This is a genomic window from Streptococcus sp. HMSC062B01, assembly GCF_001811085.1.
GTDB classification, from domain to species: Bacteria; Bacillota; Bacilli; order Lactobacillales; family Streptococcaceae; genus Streptococcus; species Streptococcus gordonii.
This window is the reverse complement of sequence record NZ_KZ672800.1, coordinates 1-17,353: the sequence shown is the minus strand read 5'-3', so window position 1 is coordinate 17,353 and position 17,353 is coordinate 1. Positions and strand designations below refer to the sequence as shown.

Genomic DNA, 17,353 nt, shown 5'->3' with positions numbered 1-17,353 from the left:
AATTTGATGCTGCGAATTCTTATATGCATGGTGGTGTGGGCTCCACTTGGAAGCGGGCCAAGGATTATGAGGATTGGTTAAAGATTGTAGAACAGCAGGAGGATGCTGAAAATCTGCCAGAAGGATGGGTACCAGCAATTCAGTTTATCTCGGTTGACGAGGAAAACCACCCACTGGGCTTCCTAGCATTGCGTCTCTTGTTAAATGAAAAACTCTTTGTTGAGGGTGGGCATATTGGCTATTCAATTCGGCCGGGGGAGCGAGGCAGGGGCTATGGGCAGGAGCAACTGCATCTGGGCCTTATAGAGGCGAAGAGAGCTGGTTTGGACTTTGCTCTGATTACCTGCGATGAAGAAAACGAAGCTAGCCGGCGAACGATTCTTGCTAATGGTGGCGTCTATGACAATACCATTCAAGGAAGCGAGCGCTACTGGATAGAGCTAGATGGAGAAGTGGCATGAACAATCCCAAACCCCAAGAATGGAAAAGCGAGGAGCTGAGTAAGGGGCGAATCATTGACTATAAGGCTTTTAACTTTGTGGATGGCGAAGGTGTCCGCAACTCCCTCTATGTCAGTGGCTGTATGTTTCACTGTGAGGGCTGCTATAATGCAGCAACCTGGTCCTTCAACGCTGGTATTCCCTATACCCAAGAGCTGGAGGAGCAAATCATGAAGGACTTGGCGGAACCCTATGTGCAGGGGCTGACCCTTCTAGGCGGCGAGCCTTTTCTCAACACAGGCATTCTCCTGCCCTTGGTCAAGCGGATTCGGAGAGAGCTTCCAGACAAGGATATCTGGTCCTGGACGGGCTATACTTGGGAGGAGATGATGCTGGAAACGGAGGATAAGCTGGAGTTGCTGAGTCTGATTGACATCCTAGTAGACGGCCGTTTTGACCTTACCAAGAAGAATCTTATGTTACAGTTTCGTGGCTCTTCCAATCAGCGCATTATAGATGTGCAGAAGTCCCTTCAGTCTGGACAAGTAGTCATCTGGGATAAGCTGAATGATGGGAAAGAAAGTTTTGAACAAGTTGATCGGGATGGCCTCATCTGATCATGGTCAACTAGATCAAAGATGCCCTATGATATAATTTTAAAAATGGTTCCTGTTATAAGGGACCATTTTTTGTAAACAAACCCTTGAGACCTCTATAAAATACTCTATATTTATGCATTTTGATTTGTTTATGACGTATTTGCTTTCTTTTTCTTAAGTTAATCAAAGATGAAGAGAAAATGGTTTGGCTCTTTACTATGATTTCTTAAAAATTTCTTAAAAATAAGGCAGAATCTAAATATTTTTGTGATATAATAAGATGGAGTAATTATGTATAGGAAGTGTTTTTAGCATGTCTCGTAGAAAAAGCAATGGAACTACCGCTAAATCAAGACGTTTTAAAATCTTAAATGTTAGTTTATTCATCATCTATGTTTTATTAATCTCTGTCTTGATAGTTTATATATTCAAGTATAATATTTTAGCTTTTCGTTATTTGAATATTATTTCAACCTTTGTGATGATACTAGTAGCAGTTCTAGCTGCTCTTTTCATTTGGTTTAATAAGGCTCGGATTTTTACAACGGTATTGTTGGTTCTGTCCTTGCTGATTGGGTCAGTAACCATGTACGCTGTCAAGGAAATGGTGGACCTGTATACTGGTTTGAATTCCACCTCTAACTATTCTGAGTACGAAATGAGCGTTGTAGTAGCAGCAGATAGCGACATTAAAGATATAAAAAAAGTAACCAATGTTTTAGCTCCAACCAATAATGATGGTGAAAACATTGCGGCTTTAACAGATGAACTGGCTAAGACCAAGAAAGTCCAATTGACAGTGGACTCAGCGAGCTCTTATCTAGCGGCTTATAAGTCCCTGCTTGCTGGAGAGACAAAAGCTATTGTTATCAATAGTGTATTTGAGGATACCTTACGAAGCGAAGATCCTGACTATGCTTCCAAAGTTAAAAAGTTGTATTCTTACAAATTAACGAAAAAGGTTGAGACTGCAGCTAAGAAGCATGATGTTAACGCAGATGTCTTTAATATCTATGTCAGCGGGATTGATACCTATGGTGGCATCTCATCTGTCTCTCGTTCGGATGTGAACATCATTATGACAGTTAACCGTAAGACCAAGCGCGTGCTTTTGACAACTACACCGCGTGACGCCTATGTACCTATTGCGGATGGTGGTGCGGATCAGCCTGATAAACTGACCCATGCGGGTATTTATGGTATAGATGCTTCGGTTCATACTCTAGAGAAACTTTATGGTATCGATATTCAGTATTATGTACGTTTGAATTTCACTTCCTTCCTCAAATTGATTGACCTTTTGGGTGGTGTTGATGTGTATAACGATCAAGAATTCACAAGTCTTCATGGGAATTACCACTTCAAGGTTGGAAATGTTCATCTCAATTCTGAGCAAGCACTGGGCTTTGTCAGGGAACGGTATTCATTGACGGGTGGTGATAACGACCGCGGAAAGAATCAGGAAAAAGTCATCGCTGCTGTTATTAAAAAGCTGACCTCAACAGATGCTCTGAAGAATTACAATAGTATTATTTCAGGCTTACAAGATTCTGTTCAGACAAATATGAGCTTAGAAACCATGATGAATCTTGTGAATACCCAGTTGGAAACAGGTGGGAACTATACAGTTACGTCACAAGCTTTGACTGGAAATGGAAAAACTGGTCTGCCTTCATATGCTATGCCAGAAGCTGCCCTTTATATGCTGGAAGTTGATCCAGCTAGCCTGGCTCAAATGAAGTCTGAAATTCAGACTGTTATGGAAGGGAAGTAAGCCATGATTGATATTCATTCACATATCGTTTTTGAAGTTGATGATGGTCCAAAGACAATAGAAGATAGCAGGGCCTTGCTGGAGGAAAGCTACCGCCAAGGGGTGCGAACGATCATTTCAACTTCTCATCGTCGGAAAGGGATGTTTGAGACTCCAGAAGCAAAAATTGAAGAAAACTTCAAACAAGTCCAGGAACTGGCTAAAGAAATTGCGGATGATTTGACTGTTCTCTACGGGGCTGAAATATATTATACAAGTGATATTTTGGATAAGCTGGAGCAAGGAAAGATTCCACGCTTGGCAGATAGTCAGTATGCTTTAATTGAATTCAGTATGATCACGCCTTACAAGGAAATTCATACAGCTCTGAGCAACGTTTTACGCTTGGGCGTTACACCTGTCGTCGCTCATATTGAACGCTATCATTGCTTGGAAAATGATGAAAAGAAGGTGCGCGACTTGATTAATATGGGTTGTTACACCCAGATTAATAGTTCGAGTGTTTTAAAACCAAAGCTGTTTGGAGACACTTATAAATTCATGAAAAAAAGGGCCCAGTTCTTTCTGGAGAAAGATCTGGTTCATTTCGTGGCCAGTGATATGCACAATTTGGATCCACGACCGCCTTATATGCAAGAGGCCTACCAAATCATCTCCAAGAAGTATGGGGAATCTCATGCAGAGCAGTTGTTTAGAAAAAATCAGGAATTATTGCTAAGAAGTGAATACATATAGGCTTCGCTCTTAGTATAGAGGAAAAGGAACATGAATAAAGAAAATCAACTAGTCGAAATTGACGTACTGTCTCTAATCAAGACGGTATGGAAAAGAAAGTTTATCATTCTGTTGATAGCGTTAGTGGCAGCTGTCTTAGCTTTGGGTTACAGCCTTTTTATTGCTAAGCCCTCTTATCAAAGTACGACACGGATTTACGTTGTCAACCGTCAGCAGACAGATAATAACACTCTGACCAACCAAGACCTACAAGCAGGATCTTACTTGGTTAAGGACTATAAGGAAATCATTTTATCACAGGATGTATTGTCTACGGTTATTTCAGAATTAAAATTACCTGGGACAACAGCTGAATTAAGCAAGTCTGTAAGTGTTTCGGTGCCTACAGATACGCGGATTGTGTCCATTACTGTCAAAAATAGTGATCCTAACCAAGCTAGCCGAATCGCCAACACCTTGCGCGAAGTGGCAGCTGAAAAAATCATTGCTGTTACCAAGGTTTCAGATGTAACAACCTTAGAAGAGGCAGAAGTTCCAAAATCACCCTCTTCTCCAAATATTCGCCGGAATGTCATCCTAGGCTTCTTGGCAGGAGCCATGGTGATGATTGTTATTGTCTTGATTGTAGAGATTTTAGATGATCGAGTGAAAAAGCCAGAAGACATCGAAGATGTGATGGGAGCTACACTACTAGGTGTTATTCCAAACCTAAAGAAATTGTAAGAAAGGGACCTCATGGCAACGTTAGAAATTATTAAAAATAAATTGGCGGAGATGCATCAGGCGGAAGAATACTTTAATGCATTGAGTACAAATATCCAGTTGAGTGGTTCTGATATTAAGGTTGTAGCGGTTTCTTCTGTTCAGCCAAATGAAGGAAAGTCAACTATTTCCATCAACTTAAGCTTGGCCTTCGCGCGGGCAGGTTATCGAACACTCTTGATTGATGCTGATATTCGAAACTCCGTTATGACAGGGGTTTTCAAGAGCCAAAGAAAAGTAGAAGGTTTGACAGAGGTCTTGTCTGGTAATGCTGATATTAGCCGAGCTTTGGCGGACACTGATTATCCAAACCTAGATGTTTTCTTGTCAGGACAGGTATCTCCAAACCCAACAGGGCTCTTACAAGGGAAAAATTTTGAAGTCATTATGGGCGTATTGAGAGAACATTATGATTATATTGTTGTCGATACACCACCAATCGGGATGGTTATTGATGCAGCGATTATTGCTCAGCGTTGTGACGGCAGCTTCTTAGTATCAGCTTCAGGCGCAGTTAGTCGCAAAGCTGTACAAAAAGCTAAAGAGCAGTTGGAACAAACAGGAACTCCATTCCTCGGTGTTGTTCTAAATAAATTTGATGTTAAATCAGAAAAATATGGTTCCTATGGTAATTATGGCAATTACGGGAACTATGGTAATTATGGGAAAAAATAGATTATAAGGAAGGTTACTAATGGGAGAGGAGAGAAGAGAATTTGAGAATTTCAAAATTGTCATTTTTCAAAGTCTAGCCGTTTTATTTTCAGCTTATATAGTTAGTCTTTTCAAAGAAGCAGAATATACTTCTCAGACCATTGCTATTTTATATCTTCTGCATTTCATTGTTTTTTATATCAGTAATTTCTCTTTTAAATTTTACACAAGGGGTTATTTAGAAGAATTACTGCAGACTATAAAATATAACCTGGTATTTTCAATTGCAATTACCTTTACTTCTTTTATGTTGAAGGAACCTTTTTCTATCTCAAGAAGAGGAATGGTCTACTTCTTTTTGATAAATTCACTAGCTATTTATCTGATGGACTCTATCATCAAAAAATATAAACAGTCCATTTACTCAAGATTTAAAAATCGGAAAAAATTGTTTTTGATTACAGCAACCAGTCGATTGGAAAAGGCTTATGAACGTTTAACCTCATCTAAATACTCTACCCGAGAATTGGTAGGCGTGACCATTATGGATGATACGACATTTAGCCAAGCCCAGGTGGCCATCGTTGCTCCTCAAGATATGGTAGACTTTGTAACAAAAGAGGTTGTCGATGAGGTCTTCATTAATCTGCCGAGTGAAGATTATGATATCGGAGATTTGGTTTCTCGTTTTGAAAGTATGGGAATAGATGTTTCGGTCAATCTAAATGCTTTCGACTTTTTATCTCTAGGTGAAAAGCGGATTCAAGAGGTTGCTGGAATGAGTGTGGTAACATTTTCGACGAACTTTTATAAGCAAACCCATGTTATAGCTAAACGTTGCTTGGATATTGTTGGTGCCCTGTTTGGTCTTTTGATTTGTGGTTTGGTTAGTATCGTTCTAGTCCCAATCATTCGTAAGGATGGAGGCCCAGCCTTCTTTGTTCAAAAACGAGTTGGGAAAAATGGCCGTTTCTTTAAATTCTATAAGTTCCGTTCTATGAGAGTGGATGCCGAGGAAATAAAAAAAGAATTAATGGAACATAACACCATGACTGGCGGTATGTTCAAGATGGATAATGATCCTCGAGTAACACCGATTGGACGTTTTATCAGAAAGACGAGTTTGGACGAGCTCCCTCAATTTTATAATGTTTTGATTGGAGACATGAGCTTGGTCGGTACTCGTCCGCCTACTGTAGACGAATATCGTAACTATACGCCTGAGCAAAAAAGACGTTTGAGCTTCAAGCCTGGGATTACAGGTCTTTGGCAGGTCAGTGGTCGTAGCGCCATCACAGATTTTGATGAGGTTGTAAAGCTGGACCTTGCTTATATGGACGGTTGGACCATTTGGCGGGACATTAAGATTTTGCTCAAAACCATAAAAGTTGTATTTAGGAAGGAAGGTGCTAAGTAGAAGCGCCTTCCTCTGATTATATATATTTGAGGAATAAATGAAGAAAGCTGTATATATTATAGGTTCAAAAGGAATCCCAGCCAAGTATGGTGGCTTTGAAACCTTTGTTGAAAAGTTGACGGCTTGTCAGCAAAGTCAGCATATCCAGTATTATGTCGCCTGTATGCGGGAAAATTCAGCAAAGTCAGGCATTGCAGAGGATGTATTTGAGCACAATGGTGCTATTTGTTATAATGTGGATGTGCCAAACATTGGACCAGCTAGGGCGATTTTTTATGATATAGCTGCGCTCAATCGAGCGATTGAAATGGCTAAAGAACAAAAAGACAAGGAGCCGATTTTCTATGTATTGGCTTGTCGAATCGGCCCTTTCATAGCAGGGATTAAAAAGAAAATCAAGGCTATTGGTGGCACCCTCATAGTCAACCCGGATGGCCATGAATGGCTACGTGCTAAATGGAGCCTTCCGGTTCGTAAGTACTGGAAATTTTCTGAGCAACTGATGGTCAAGCATGCGGATCTTTTGGTATGTGACAGCAAAAATATTGAATCCTATATCCAAAAGGATTATGCCAAGTATCAGCCCAAAACGACCTATATTGCTTATGGGACAGATACCAGTAAGTCCGTCTTACGCCAGGAGGATGAGAAGGTTCGGACCTGGTTTAATGAAAAGCAAGTTTCAGAAGGCAATTACTACCTAGTGGTTGGACGATTCGTTCCAGAGAATAACTATGAAGCTATGATTCGTGGTTTTATGCAGTCTAGCTCCCAGAAAGATTTCGTCCTCATCACAAATGTGGAGCAGAATAAATTTTACGACCAGTTGTTACGGGATACTGGTTTTGACAAAGATCCTAGGGTCAAATTTGTCGGTACTGTCTATGACCAAGAGTTGCTTAAGTACATCCGTGAAAATACCTTTGCCTATTTCCATGGGCATGAGGTTGGAGGGACCAACCCTTCTCTACTGGAAGCTCTAGCATCTACAAAACTGAATTTGTTGCTAGATGTTGGTTTTAACCGTGAGGTTGGTGAAGACGGGGCTATTTATTGGAAAAAAGATGAGTTGGCACGCGTCATTGAGGAAGTAGAGGGATTTGATCAGGTAGTGATAGCTGACTTGGATTTCAAGTCAAGCCAAAGAATTATCTCAGCTTTCACATGGGAAAAGATTGTGTCAGATTATGAAGAAGTGTTTAAAGGGTAAAGAATGAAACGGATTTTATACTTGCATGCTGGTGCAGAAATGTATGGAGCAGATAAGGTTTTACTGGAATTGATCAAAGGATTAGATCGCCAAGAATTTGAAGCTCACGTCATCCTACCAAATGATGGTGTTTTAGTCGAGGCCTTGCGTCAAGTTGGAGCTCAGGTTAGCGTGCTGGATTATCCGATTTTACGAAGGAAGTATTTTAATCCCAAAGGCATTGCCGACTATATTCGCTCTTATATTTTCTATGCTAAGCAAATCGCCCTCTATGCTCGAGAACACAGTATAGAAATGGTTCACAATAATACAGCGGCTGTTTTGGAGGGCATCTATTTGAAACGCAAGCTCAAGCTGCCTTTGATTTGGCATGTTCATGAGATTATCGTCAAACCCAAAGCTATTTCTGACTTTATCAATATGCTCATGGGACGATATGCAGACAAGATTGTGACGGTGTCCCAAGCGGTCGCTAATCATATCAAGCAGTCTCCCTTTATCAAAGATAGCCAAGTGGAAGTGATTTACAACGGTGTTGATAATGCTGTCTATTATCCAATGGATGCGTCTTCTATTCGTGAAAAATTTGACATTGCGCAAGATGCACTTGTGATTGGCATGATTGGTCGGGTCAATGCTATCAAAGGACAAAATGATTTCATAGAAGCAGTCGAGCCACTTTTGGAAAAGAATGAGCAAGCGGTAGCTTTCCTAGCTGGAGGTGTTTTTCCTGGTGAAGAATGGCGCTTAGAAGAACTAGATAAGAGAATAGCTTCTTCATCTGTTGTGTCACAAATTCATCGTATTGATTACTACGATAAGACTTCTGAACTTTATAATATGTTTGATATCTTTGTCTTACCAAGTATAAAACCTGATTCCCTACCTACAGTAGTCCTAGAAGCCATGGCTTGTTCAAAACCAGTTGTTGGTTATAACAATGGGGGAATAGCTGAAATGGTAGTAGATGACAAAAGTGGTTGCTTAGTCAAACCAAATCGTCCTCAAGAACTTTCTAATGCCATTTCTCTCTTACTAGATAGTTCTGAAAAAAGAGAAAAATTTGGGCGAGTAGGATATCAGAGACAAAAAGAGCTGTTTTCTTTGGAGAGTTACATCAAGAACTTTTCGGAGTTATATAAAACAGATAGAAAAGATTAGTTATGAATAAAATAGATTTTGTTGTGACTTGGGTTGATGGGAATGATCCTGTGTGGCAAGAAAAAAAATCAAGCTATGATGGCTCGGTTAATACTTCTAAACAGAGTATGAATTCAGTCAAGGCTTACCGAGAATGGGGGACCTTTAAATATTGGTTTAGAGGAGTTGAAAAATTTGCTCCTTGGGTCAATAAGGTCTACCTCGTGACCGACCAGCAAAAGCCAAGCTGGTTAGATATAAATAGTGAAAAATTGGTGTTGGTAGATCATACAGAGATTATCTGTAATGACTACCTACCAGTTTTTTCTGCCAATCCTATCGAAAGTAACATCCATCGAATCCCTGGTCTCTCAGAGCATTTTGTTTTTTTTAATGACGATATGTATTTGACAGCTCCAGTCGAGCCGACAGATTTTTTCTCAGAGGATGGTTTACCCAAATATAATACGGCTCTTTCACCGATTATTCCTGAGCGATATGGAACGGGGAATTTTCAGATAAATGACATGGAGATTGTCACTAGCTATTTCAGTCGAAATGAAATTTTGAAGAATGGCCAATTCTTTGATCCAAAGCAGGGATTAAAAAGTATCGTTAAGTCGCTACTATACAGAAATAGTCAGTTTATCTGTGGTTTCTGGGAGAGTCATCTGCCCTATCCTCTACTAAGATCAACGATGAACTTGGTATGGGAAAAGGAAAAAGCTGTCTTGGAGAGAACCTCGGCTAGTCGCTTTAGAAATCCTTCTGATACCAATGTTTGGCTCTTTAAGTATTGGCAGATTGCCAGTGGTCAATACGCTGTCGGAAATCCTAAGTTGGGGGGACTCTTTTCTTTGGATAATGCCGGACCAGATTTTTGGAAGATACTAAATTCTGGTAAATACCAAATTATGTGTATCAATGATGGATTTAACATTCAAGACGAGGAGCAGGTGATGACAGACTTTATCAAGGCTATGGATCAACTGCTTCCAGATAGAAGCTCATTTGAGATTTAAACTGTAAAACTAAGTAAGAGAAAGAAAAGAAAATATGATTTCGGTAATTGTGCCTGTTTATAATGTGGAGGACTACCTTCATTATGCCATGGAGAGTTTGGAACATCAGACTTACAAGGATATGGAAGTCCTCTTGATTGATGACGGCTCGAGTGATGGCTCAGGACACTTGTGTGACCAGTATGCCCAGCAATATGATTGGGTGACTAGCTACCATAAGGTCAACGGTGGCTTGTCTGATGCTCGGAACTATGGGGTCTTGAAAGCCAAGGGCGACTGGATTACTTTCCTAGATCCAGACGACTATCTGGAACCCTGCGCCTTGGAACTGCTAGCAGAGCTACAAAGTCGTACCCAAGCAGATATGGTGAGTGGCAAAGTAGAGCCAACAGCTCACTATCATCGTTTTCAAAATTTTCACTTGGATCAGCTTGATTTAGACCAAGTTAAGGTCTATGACAAGGCAAAGGCTCTGACTGAGATGCTTTATGGAGACCTTGTCACGGTCTCTGCTTGTGGGAAACTCTATCGGAAAGAACTTCTTGAGAAAGCTCCCTTCCCCAAGGGGCGCATCTACGAAGACCTCTATGTTATCAGTGAGCATCTCAACCAAGCCCAATCCGTGGCCTTGTACCATCTTCCGATTTACCATTATTACCATAGACCTGGTAGCATTACTGCCTCGGCTTTCACGCCAAAACAATACGAGTTTTACGAAGCAATTGATCATTTAAAAGAGGTTGTGAATGCAACCTATCCTGAGAGTTCAGAACTCCAAGAAGCCATCATTTCACGCTTCTTTACAGGAAGTCTTCTTATCTTTACGATGATTAAGGATGGGGATTCGGTAGAATTCAAGAGACTTCAGGAGAAAACCAGGCCTTATTTGCCACTTGTTTTGAAGAATTCTAGAGTTAGCAAGAAACGTAGGATCCTCTATGTTTTAATTACTAAGTATCCGCGGCTCTATTATCAATTTAAAAAGTTAAAAAATCCTAAGTAAGAGTTAGGGATGAAAGAAGAAAAGGAAAAAGAAAATGTTAAAGTTAGAACGTGATAAATTGCTAATTGCAGCAGTTTTAATAGTGGTTGTCTCCATAGATATGATCAATACGTCTATGTTAGCTCCTGTTTTACCTAATATTCCTAATGTAGTTCCTTTTTTTGCGGTCCTGTTACTTGCTATGCGATTTGCTTATATTCATCACTACTCTATAAGCTATCTCATCTTTGCACCAATTCTTCTTTTTGCCGGGGGGATGGTTTACTATAAGACTGGGAATCTTAATGCATTGATGTATATGTTTCTGCTTGTCTTTCTTTACAAGGCTGAGATGGAAAGTGTACTTAAAATATACTCTGTTGTAGCCTTGTTTTTTCTTGTATTGATAGTGCTCTTGGCCGTGATTGGTGCTATTCCAAACTTGCAATTTGTCCAATCACGATCTGCGGGAGTCGTTGTTCGAAATTCATTTGGCTTTATTTATCCAACTGATTTTGCTTCTCACTGTTTTTATCTATATACAGCTATATCGTATATCTTTAGAAAGAAATTCATTGTTTTACGGACTGCCTTAGGATTTGGTCTGGCTTATTTCATTATTCGATATTGCGATGCGAGGCTTAATGCCGCTTCTATTACTGTAATGGCGCTCATCTTTCTGTACTTTTATTTCCGAAATGATAAACAGCGACGGCTTTTTGCTTTACTTCCTTTATCGGCTGGTATAGCGTCTTCAGTAATGATTTATCTCTCTTCTAAATTTACCTGGTCTCATCCAATGTATGTGGCTCTAAACAATTTTTTTAGTATGAGATTACACCTAGGACATGAGGCACTAAAAAAATATGCAGTGCAGTGGTTTGGGACTCGGGGCATATCATTTGTCGGTTATGGGGGGCGTACAGAATCCGTTTTGAGCTACGACTATGTAGACTCTTCCTACGTTCAGATGCTCTTTACCTATGGGATGATTCCAGTTCTCTTATTGGTCGTGTTATACATAGTTAGGTCTTGGTCACTTTATCGCAAAAAGAATTATTTGCTATTGACGGCCTTATCCTTAATAGCAGTCAACTGTATGTTTGAGGCCTTCTGGGTTCGCCCGTCTTATAATATTTTTATGTTTACTCTGTTTGCAACCTTGCCAGTTATTGAATTTGAATCGAAGAAATCTACAACGAGGAACTCCTTGTGAAAGTATTAAAAAATTATTTATATAATCTTTCTTATCAGCTGTTAGTAATCGTTTTACCAGTCATTACTACACCCTATATTACTCGGGTTTTCTCATCCAATGACTTAGGTTCCTATGGGTACTACAACTCAATAGTAACTTACTTTATACTCTTAGCGACACTTGGGGTGGCCAATTATGGGACCAAGGAGATTTCAGGACATCGAAACAATGTTCAGAAAACCTTCTGGGGTATCTATAGTTTACAGGTTTTAGCAACCTGTTTGGCCATTGTTCTCTATGTTATTGTGTGCTTCCTTATTCCATCTATGAATAATCTGATTGCCTATATTTTAGGATTCAGTTTGTTGTCTAGAGGGCTAGATATTTCCTGGCTCTTTCAGGGGATGGAAGATTTTAAAAAGATTACTGTTCGAAATACAATGGTTAAACTTCTGGGTGTTGCTTCTATCTTTCTGTTTGTAAAGAAACCATCCGACTTATATCTGTATATCATTCTTCTGGTTGGCTATGATTTGCTGGGACAGCTAAGTATGTGGCTCCCTGCTCGCGAACACATTGGAAAACCTCACTTAGATTTAGTTTATGCTAAACAACATATCAAACCAGTGGTTCTCCTGTTTTTACCGCAGATTGCCATTTCGCTCTACATCACACTAGATCGGACTATGTTAGGTGCCTTGTCTTCGACAAAGGATGTTGGGATTTATGATCAAGCCTTGAAATTATTGAATATTTTATTGACCTTGGTAACGTCACTTGGTAGTGTTATGTTGCCTCGGGTCTCCAATCTTCTTTCATCAGGTAATCAAAAGGCTGTTAACAAGTTACATGAAATGTCTTTCTTAGTGTATAACTTGGTCATCTTCCCGATGATTGCGGGGATTTTGATTGTTAACAAAGATTTTGTCAATTTTTTCTTGGGACAAGATTTCCAAGATGCTCGCTATGCGATTGCTATTATGGTCTTTAGAATGTTCTTTATTGGCTGGACAAATATCATGGGAATTCAAATATTGATTCCTCACAATAAGAATCGTGAATTTATGCTATCAACAACTATTCCAGCTATTTTCAGTGTGGGTTTGAATATACTCTTAATCCCGCCTTTGGGTTATATTGGAGCTTCGATTGTGTCTGTTGCGACAGAAGGTTTAGTGTGGGTAATTCAACTCTACTTTACACGTTCTTATCTAAAAGAGGTTAAGATCCTTCCATCTATGCTAAAAATATTTTTAGCTGCTCTCTTGATGTATGGCGCCTTGTATTCTGTACAAGCTTTTATCAATTTCTCATCCGTTGTGAATGTCTTGATCTATGCTGTGCTTGGCTTCTTTGTGTATGGTGGCTTAGTTTTAGTCTTACGTGTCTTGGATTTTCAAGAACTAAAAAGTGTTTTAAAGAAATAAGGAGATTTTATGTACGATTATTTGATTGTCGGTGCTGGCTTGTCAGGTGCGATCTTTGCCTACGAAGCTAACAAACGTGGCAAGAAGGTGAAGGTGATTGATAAACGTGACCACATCGGTGGAAATATCTACTGTGAAAATGTTGAGGGCATCAATGTCCACAAGTATGGGGCTCATATCTTCCATACATCCAATAAAAAGGTCTGGGACTATGTCAATCAGTTTGCAGAGTTTAACAATTACATCAATTCACCAATTGCAAACTATCAGGGGCATCTCTATAATCTGCCTTTCAATATGAACACTTTCTATGCTTTGTGGGGGACAAAGACACCTCAAGAAGTCAAGGACAAGATTGCTGAGCAGACGACACACATGCAAGATGTTGAGCCTAAAAACTTAGAGGAACAAGCCATTAAGTTGATTGGTACGGATGTTTATGAAAAGCTAATCAAGGGCTACACCGAAAAGCAATGGGGGCGTTCTGCTACTGAACTACCACCCTTTATCATCAAGCGTTTACCTGTTCGATTGACCTATGATAACAATTATTTCAATGACCGTTACCAAGGAATTCCGATTGGTGGTTACAATATCATCATCGAAAAGTTGTTGGAAGGAATCGAAGTGGAGCTCAATACAGATTTCTTTGCAGATCGTGAGAACATGGAGGCTTCAGCAACTAAGATTGTCTTCACAGGGATGATTGATCAGTTCTTTGACTATCAGTTTGGTGAACTAGAGTATCGTAGTCTCCGTTTTGAGCATGAGATTCTGGACCAAGAAAATTATCAAGGAAATGCTGTAGTCAACTATACTGAGCGAGATATTCCCTATACGCGTATCATCGAACACAAACATTTTGAGTTTGGGACTCAGGACAAGACGGTTATTACTCGAGAATATCCAGCAGATTGGAAAAGAGGAGATGAACCTTACTATCCAATCAATGATGCCAAAAACAATGCAATCTATGAGCAGTATCTAGCAGAAGCTGAGAGAAATGGACGCGTTATCTTCTGTGGCCGCTTGGCAGATTACAAATACTATGATATGCATGTAACTGTTGAACGTGCATTAGATGTGGTAGAAGAAGAACTAGGGAGTATCTAAGAACATCACAGATAAAGGGGAGAAAAGGTGAAATATTATCTGAAGGATTCATTTCTGCATAATGAACACGAAAAGAATGCAGGGAGTAAGGCACGAAATGACGTGGAAGCTATTCTAATCTCAGAGGGTTATGAAGGATTGGAACTCAAGGTTGAGAATTGGTATAAGATGAATTTCTTTAAAGCTCAGCAACACAAATATCGTGCGACCAAGTCTGTGTTTGATCAGTTGGGAGCTGGAGATGAATTGGTCATTCAGTTCCCGATTATCCACCATACATTTTTCATTTCACAACTCATCAAGCAGGCACAAAAAAGAGGAGCAAAATTCTATCTCTTGATCCACGACGTTGAAACCTTACGCCATGCAGCAGGTTCGGAAGTAAAATTTCGTCATAAAGTGCGCAATTACTTCCAAGAAAAGAAAGCTTTGATGTCGGTAGATGGTATTATCGTTCATAACGATATCATGAAGAAAGTTCTGGTAAGTCAAGGAGTGCCCGCAGATAAAATGGTTAGCTTGGAGATTTTTGACTATCTGATTCCAAACTTTGAGGAAAAAACAGCTCCTCAAAAAGACCAGCCTATTATCGTAGCTGGGAATTTGAATCCTACAAAATCAGGCTATCTCTATAACTTACCAGAACAACCAGCCTATAACTTGTATGGGGTGGGTTACGATGAAAGTCGTGCGTTGAAAAACACTAGCTACTTTGGTTCCTTTATGCCGGATAATCTCCCAACTGCTCTTGAAGGTAGTTTTGGTTTGGTCTGGGACGGAGACAGCTCAGAAACCTGCCAGGGTTCTTACGGAAACTACCTACGTTTTAACAATTCACATAAGGCTTCTCTTTATTTGGCTTCGGGCTTTCCTGTCGTAGTTTGGAAAGAGTCGGCGTTGGCTCATTTCATATTAGAGAAGAGTTGTGGTATAGCGGTGGCTTCTCTGCATGATTTAGAAGCAGCTTTGGAAAATCTAACTGAAAAAGAGTATGCAGACTTGTCAGAAAATGCCAGGAGAATTGGAAAGGACTTAAGGGAAGGTTATTACCTAAGGTCTGCCTTAAAAAAGTTGAATGATTAATTTTTGTATTAAAGATATGCATTACAAAGATCCTATGAAGAAAGGGATTGCTGAGATGTAATTTTTGTAGAAATAGAGTCATTAGAGTCCGCGATTAGTGGGCTTTTTTTGATTATAGAAACCTTAGGTGAATTGTTAGTAATTTCCCTTTTCAGCTCAAGTTTCTTGTGCTACAATGGAGGTATACTGAAATTCGTGTTAAAGAGGGAGTTACATGAAAAAGAAGGATTTTATTTATTATGCTAGTGCAGCATTGCTACTAGCTGTTTCAGTTCGGCCTGCCTATGCAGATGAACAAGAGTCCGCTGTACAGCCTATCCAGGTAAAAGCTGAACAGGCTCAAGATACAGTGGCAAAGACAGCTTCAGACGCTTCAGAAAAGGTCGAGTCAAAGGGAGAGGCCAGAACAGATCGTCAGGAAGAGCAAGAAAACTCACAAGCTGAACAAAATACTGAAAGTAGTCAGTCAGTACCAGCTTCTCTTCCAAAACAGTCGCAAACTAAGGTTGAGAACCAGTCGGCTAGTATTGAGGAAACTGCCCAAAGAGAAGAAGCTAGCAAGGTTGATGAGGCTGCATCGAAAAAAGGAGCTGTTGGGAACACAACCTTCTATAGCACTGGACATGCTGGGCCGGCTAGTCGTTCAAGTGATGTGGCTGTTCAACCCAAAACATTCGTCGATGTCAGCAGTCATAATGGAAGCATAAGTGTCAACGACTATCGCACTCTTGCCAATAAGGGAGTTGGTGGGGTTGTCGTGAAACTGACAGAAGGCACCACCTATAGGAACCCTTACGCAGGAGAACAAGCTCGCAATGCCCAGTTGGCTGGTTTGCAAGTGTCTGCCTATGCTTTTTCACATTATACTAGTGAAGAGCAGGCAAGAGCAGAAGCTCGCCACTTTATCTCAGAAGCTAGAAATCTTAATCTTCCAAAGAATACGGTCATGGTTAATGATATGGAAGATGCTAAAATGAAGGATAACATCAATCGAAATACCCTTGCATGGGCTGATGAAATGCGTAAGAATGGCTATACAAATCTTATGTATTATACTAGTGCCAGCTGGATTGATGAAAATAATCTAAGAGGGAAAGGGCCTGTCAAGACAGCCCAGTTTGGTTTGGAAAATTTCTGGGTAGCTCAATACCCAACAGCTAAACTTTCAACTAACGATGCGAAGACTCTCCGCTATAATGGGCGGGCAGGGGCTTGGCAGTTTACCTCCCAGGCTGAATTGTTGCCAGGTAAGCATGTTTTTGACCATAGTGTAGACTACACTGGCCGTTTCACTTCTCAAGCTAAACCAGCGCCAGAAGTACCCAAAGGACCTCTGAGCGGGAAGATTAGCATTGAAAATAACGATTCTCTTGCAGGTAGTTTTGACGTTGTTATTTCAAATGTCTTGGCCCCTCAAGGTGTAGCCAGTGTTTCTGTGCCAGTTTGGTCGGATGATAAAGGCCAGGATGATTTGGTTTGGCATCATGCGACTCTTCAGCAAGATGGTCGCTATCGCGTAACAGTGAAAGCTAGTGACCATAAGAATACTACAGGTAAGTATCATGTTCATCTCTACTATACACAACTAAATGGTGAGCAGATAGGAGTAACTGCAACAACTACTGAAGTTTCTATTGGAAAGACAGCAAATAAGGGGAAACCTAGTGGAAGAGTCACGATTGAAAATAATAACTCTACCACAGGCACTTTTGATGCGGTTATTCGCGATGTCGTTTCTCCAAATGGACTTAAGGAAGTACTAGTTCCAACCTGGTCAGAAGTCAACGGTCAGGATGA

Annotated in this window: 16 protein-coding genes; all 16 read left to right on the top strand. The window is 40.2% G+C overall.

All coding sequences use genetic code 11. From position 1 onward, the window contains the following. A partial coding sequence (locus tag HMPREF2780_RS08105) for a GNAT family N-acetyltransferase (protein ID WP_105026467.1) occupies positions 1 to 461 on the top strand: 461 nt, incomplete at its 5' end. Next, a complete protein-coding gene (nrdG, locus tag HMPREF2780_RS08100; RefSeq protein WP_045504624.1) occupies positions 458 to 1,057 on the top strand; it encodes an anaerobic ribonucleoside-triphosphate reductase activating protein in 600 nt (199 codons plus the stop codon). The genes HMPREF2780_RS08105 and nrdG, both read left to right, overlap by 4 nt. Before the next feature lie 295 nt (positions 1,058 to 1,352). Then, entirely contained in the window at positions 1,353 to 2,813 is a 1,461-nt protein-coding gene (cpsA, locus tag HMPREF2780_RS08095; RefSeq protein WP_061596051.1) for an LCP family glycopolymer transferase CpsA, read from the top strand. A 3-nt stretch (positions 2,814 to 2,816) separates the two neighbouring features. After that, entirely contained in the window at positions 2,817 to 3,548 is a 732-nt protein-coding gene (cps4B, locus tag HMPREF2780_RS08090) for a capsular polysaccharide biosynthesis protein Cps4B (RefSeq protein ID WP_045773032.1), read from the top strand. A gap of 30 nt (positions 3,549 to 3,578) precedes the next feature. Further along, on the top strand, positions 3,579 to 4,271 hold the full coding sequence (locus HMPREF2780_RS08085) for a Wzz/FepE/Etk N-terminal domain-containing protein (protein WP_045773031.1): 693 nt from the start codon (positions 3,579 to 3,581) through the stop codon (positions 4,269 to 4,271). Between the two features lie 12 nt (positions 4,272 to 4,283). Next, complete coding sequence (locus tag HMPREF2780_RS08080; protein ID WP_008809952.1) at positions 4,284 to 4,985, top strand: tyrosine-protein kinase; 702 nt, start codon at positions 4,284 to 4,286, stop codon at positions 4,983 to 4,985. Between the two features lie 19 nt (positions 4,986 to 5,004). Beyond that, positions 5,005 to 6,381, top strand: a complete 1,377-nt coding sequence (locus tag HMPREF2780_RS08075) for a sugar transferase (RefSeq protein ID WP_105026466.1) — start codon at positions 5,005 to 5,007, stop codon at positions 6,379 to 6,381. A gap of 37 nt (positions 6,382 to 6,418) precedes the next feature. Then, positions 6,419 to 7,591, top strand: a complete 1,173-nt coding sequence (gene cps2T, locus HMPREF2780_RS08070) for a beta 1-4 rhamnosyltransferase Cps2T (RefSeq protein ID WP_045504616.1) — start codon at positions 6,419 to 6,421, stop codon at positions 7,589 to 7,591. A 3-nt stretch (positions 7,592 to 7,594) separates the two neighbouring features. Then, entirely contained in the window at positions 7,595 to 8,752 is a 1,158-nt protein-coding gene (locus HMPREF2780_RS08065) for a glycosyltransferase family 4 protein (protein ID WP_045504614.1), read from the top strand. Between the two features lie 2 nt (positions 8,753 to 8,754). Next, positions 8,755 to 9,753 (top strand): Stealth CR1 domain-containing protein, encoded by a 999-nt coding sequence (locus HMPREF2780_RS08060; protein ID WP_045773029.1) that lies wholly within the window; start codon positions 8,755 to 8,757, stop codon positions 9,751 to 9,753. 34 nt (positions 9,754 to 9,787) lie between these two features. Further along, a complete protein-coding gene (locus HMPREF2780_RS08055; protein WP_105026465.1) occupies positions 9,788 to 10,756 on the top strand; it encodes a glycosyltransferase family 2 protein in 969 nt (322 codons plus the stop codon). Between the two features lie 34 nt (positions 10,757 to 10,790). After that, the gene (locus tag HMPREF2780_RS08050; protein WP_045504608.1) at positions 10,791 to 11,951 is read left to right on the top strand and encodes a hypothetical protein; all 1,161 of its coding nucleotides are present in this window, start codon (positions 10,791 to 10,793) and stop codon (positions 11,949 to 11,951) included. Beyond that, positions 11,948 to 13,360, top strand: a complete 1,413-nt coding sequence (locus HMPREF2780_RS08045; protein WP_045773028.1) for a flippase — start codon at positions 11,948 to 11,950, stop codon at positions 13,358 to 13,360. The genes HMPREF2780_RS08050 and HMPREF2780_RS08045 overlap by 4 nt, the downstream gene beginning before the upstream one ends. A 9-nt stretch (positions 13,361 to 13,369) precedes the next feature. After that, positions 13,370 to 14,473, top strand: a complete 1,104-nt coding sequence (gene glf / locus HMPREF2780_RS08040; protein WP_045773027.1) for a UDP-galactopyranose mutase — start codon at positions 13,370 to 13,372, stop codon at positions 14,471 to 14,473. A 27-nt stretch (positions 14,474 to 14,500) separates the two neighbouring features. Further along, positions 14,501 to 15,556: a glycosyltransferase gene (locus HMPREF2780_RS08035; RefSeq protein ID WP_105026464.1), complete on the top strand. Its 1,056-nt coding sequence runs from the start codon at positions 14,501 to 14,503 to the stop codon at positions 15,554 to 15,556. A 214-nt stretch (positions 15,557 to 15,770) separates the two neighbouring features. Next, on the top strand, positions 15,771 to 17,353 hold a 1,583-nt coding region (locus HMPREF2780_RS08030), incomplete at its 3' end, for a GH25 family lysozyme (RefSeq protein ID WP_199774056.1).